At 72.3% G+C, this 2,846-nt stretch carries 2 protein-coding genes; both read right to left on the bottom strand.

Annotation, left to right across the window (positions count from 1 at the left end):
• A partial coding sequence (locus tag ACOJSN_RS07375; RefSeq protein ID WP_420111858.1) for an ABC transporter ATP-binding protein occupies nucleotides 1-1,671 on the bottom strand: 1,671 nt, incomplete at its 3' end.
• Nucleotides 1,668-2,846: ABC transporter transmembrane domain-containing protein (locus tag ACOJSN_RS07370; RefSeq protein WP_420111857.1), on the bottom strand; the 1,179-nt coding region annotated here is incomplete at its 5' end. The genes ACOJSN_RS07375 and ACOJSN_RS07370, both read right to left, overlap by 4 nt.

Genomic DNA, 2,846 nt, shown 5'->3' with positions numbered 1-2,846 from the left:
GTGCGGGCCGATCTCGTCGATGCGACCGTCGGCGACCACGGCCACGCGGTCGGCGTCGTGGGCGGTGTGGAGGCGGTGCGCGATCGCCACCACGGTCCGCCCGGACAGCACCGCGGACAGCGACTGCTCCAGGTGTCGAGCCGCGCGCGGGTCGAGCAGCGAGGTCGCCTCGTCGAGCACGAGCGTGTGCGGGTCGAGGAGCACCAGCCGGGCCAGCGCGATCTGCTGCGCCTGCGCAGGCGTCAGCGCCACCCCGCCTGAACCGACTTCGGTGGCGAGGCCGTGCTCGAGCGCACGCACCCAGGCCCACGCGTCGACCGCACGCAGCGAGTCCGCCAGCTCCTCGTCCGAGGCGTCCTCCTTCGCGAGTCGGAGGTTCTGCGCGATCGTGCCGACGAACACGTGGTGCTCTTGCGTCACCAACGCCACCTGGCGGCGCAGGTCGTCCAGCTCGAGGTCCACCAGTGGCACATCGCCCACCGTGACCCGCCCGGCGGTGGGTGGGTGAATGCCCGCGAGCATCCGCCCGAGCGTGGACTTGCCAGCGCCGGAGGGCCCGACGATCGCAAGCCGCTCACCGGGTTCGAGGTCCAGATCGATCCCGTGCAGCACGTTGTGGCCCTCGCGGTAGGCGTACCGCAGCTCGCTCGCGTGGATGTCCTCGGCCGCAGGCGTGGCGCCGGTCGCCGAACGGTCCTGCTTGACGAGCGAGACGCCGAAGATCCGCGCGAGGCGCGCGGCGCCCACCTGGATCTCGTCGAGCCAGAAGATCAGCTCGTCGACAGGACCGATGATCTGGACGGCGTAGAGCACCACCGTGGTCACGGCACCGACCGTGGCCTGCCCGGTCCCCACGAGGTACGCACCCCACGCCAGGATCACGATGATCGGCAGGATGAACGCGCCGTCGAGGCCGGGAAAGAGCCACGAGCGCAGCCACAGCGTGTACTTCTCGGCCTCGAACGCCTCGCGCACATCGGCGTCAGTGCGCCGGCGTCGCCGCGCGCCAAGCCCGAGCGCGTCGATCGTGCGTGCTCCCTCCACCGATTCGGTGAGCGAGCCGTTGATCAAGGCGTACGCGGCAGACTCGCGCAGGTACCCGGCGGCGGCGCGCTTGAGGTACCAGCGGCACGCGACCAGCAGCAGCGGCACGCCCACGAACATCCCGAGCGCCACGAGCCCGTTGGTCAGCACCGCGGCCAGCAGCGTCAGCAGGATGCTCGCCACCGACACCAGCACCCGTGGCACCCCGAATCGCACCGTGAAGTTGATGCGGTCCACGTCGTTGGTGGTGCGCGCGATCAGGTCACCGGTGCCGGCCCGCTCCACGGTGGACAGCGGCAACGAGGTCACGGTGTCGATGAGGTCCTCGCGCATCTCGGCGAACACCTGCTCGCCGAGCACGATCGAGGAGCGCTGCGCCTGCCGCACGAGCAGCGTCTGCAGCACCACCGCCACCGCGAGCCCGGCGGCCATCGTGTTGAGCGCGGTCGCCGTGGTGCCGGAGGCGACGTCGTCGATGATCCGGCCCAGCAGCCACGGGCCGGCCAGCCCGGCCACGGCCGCGCCGGTGTGCAACGCGACCACCCAGGTCAGCGCACCCCGGTGCGACTTCAGCAGGTCCACGGTGCGTGCCCGCAGTACGGGCGCGTCGGCGATCGGGAGCTTCATCGAGCACCCCCTTCCTCGGTCCCCACGAGGGCCCGGTCGGTCTCGTCACCGTCATCGGCGGCGGCACGGCTGACCACGCGGCGGTACGCCTCGGGCCAGGCCTCGCCCGTGGCGGCACGCTCGAGCAGCTCGCGGTGCGAGCCCCGTGCCACCACCGAGCCGTCGACCACGAAGGCCACGTCGTCGACCACGTCGAGCACCAGCGGGCTCGCCGACACGATCGCGGTGGTCTGGCCCGCACGTGCCTCGCGCAGGTTGCTCGCGATTCTCGCCTCGGTGTGTGCGTCGACGGCGGAGGTCGGCTCGATCAGCAGCAGCACCTCGGCGTCGGTCAGCAGGGCACGCGCGAGCGCCACCCGCTGCCGCTGCCCGCCCGAGAGCGAGCGCCCCTTCTCGGTCAGCTCGCCGTGCAGGCCGCCCGGCATCGAGTCGAGGACGTCGTGCGCGTCGGCGATGCGGATCGCCTCCAGCAGCTCGGCCTCACCGAGCGTGCCGCGGACGTCGAGCTCGTCCGCGAGCGTGCCCGTGAACAGCGAGGGGGTGGGCTCCGAGAGCACGATCCGCTGCCGCACCGCAGCGAGCGGGAAGGCGGTCAGCGGCACGCCGTCCCACGTCACGTCCGCGGCCGAACCGTCGAACCGCGCCATCCGCGTGACGATCTCGGCGCTGGTATCGGGGTGGGGACTGACAACGGCGACCAGCTCACCCGGGCGGATCTCGAGCCCGGACGGCTCGTCGCGCAGCACGGCCCCGGCCGCGGGTGCGGCGGTGGTGCCGTCATCGGTCACGTCTGGGGTGGTGCGCAGAACGCCGATGATCTTGCGGGCCGCGACGAACGCGCGGGTGCCGTTCTGCACCGCCTGCGTGGCGGCGCGCAGCGGCTGGGTCAGGAACGTCGCGTAGCCGTAGAAGGTCACCAGCTGCCCAGTGGTGATCTCGCCCCGCAGCGCCAGGTGCGCACCGAACCAGACCACGCCGGCGAGGAACAGCCCGGGCAGCAGCACCTGCAGCGCGTCGAGCGTCGACTGCACCCGTGCCACGTCCACACCGGCGTGTCGCACCTTCTGGGACTGCTGCGCGTACCGGCGCGCGAACGCCTCCTCGCCACCGATGCCGCGCAGGATGCGCAGCCCGGCCACGGTGTCGGAGCCGATGGTGGTCAGCCGGCCGGACTG

Origin of the sequence: Pseudactinotalea sp., assembly GCF_048594945.1 — a bacterium.
In the GTDB taxonomy this organism is placed as follows: domain Bacteria; phylum Actinomycetota; class Actinomycetes; order Actinomycetales; family Beutenbergiaceae; genus Pseudactinotalea.
Note: the sequence above shows the minus strand (reverse complement) of the source record. Positions and strands in the feature narration are given on the sequence as shown.